Source organism: Rhodoplanes sp. SY1 (assembly GCF_046000175.1).
GTDB lineage: Bacteria > Pseudomonadota > Alphaproteobacteria > Rhizobiales > Xanthobacteraceae > Rhodoplanes.
Window position 1 is genome coordinate 1 of sequence record NZ_JBEOMB010000321.1, and the last position, 500, is coordinate 500.

The window sequence follows — 500 nt, forward strand, 5'->3', positions numbered from 1 at the left end:
AGGCGGGACGATGAGCCAGAATTTCGAGCTGAAGGCTCTCGATCTTCCGGCACTCGGCCGCGCGCCGCGGACGCTCGGTGCCGACGAGGCGCACCTGCTCGTCGGGATCGAGCCCGGGCCGGCGCTGATGCGCGCCGCTGCAGCGGTGCGCGATGCCGCCTTCGGCGACCGCGTCACCTATTCGAGAAAAGTGTTCATCCCGCTCACCCAGCTGTGCCGCGACTCGTGCCACTACTGCACCTTCGCGCATCCGCCGCGGCGCGGCGAGGCGGCCTATCTGACGCCCGAGGAGGTGCTCGGCATCGCCCGCGCGGGTGCGGCGGCCGGCTGCCAGGAGGCGCTGTTCACGCTCGGCGACAAGCCGGAGCTCCGCTACCGCGTCGCGCGCGAGGAGCTCGAGCGGCTCGGGCATGCCACCACGCTCGATTATCTCGCCGCCATGGCCGACCTCGTGCGGCGCGAGACCGGCCTGCTGCCGCATCTCAACGCCGGCGTGATGA

At 71.6% G+C, this 500-nt stretch carries 1 protein-coding gene; it reads left to right on the forward strand.

The features are described from left to right. Window positions 1–10: 10 nt before the first annotated feature. Window positions 11–500: radical SAM protein (locus ABTU92_RS29390; RefSeq protein ID WP_408095086.1), on the forward strand; the 490-nt coding region annotated here is incomplete at its 3' end.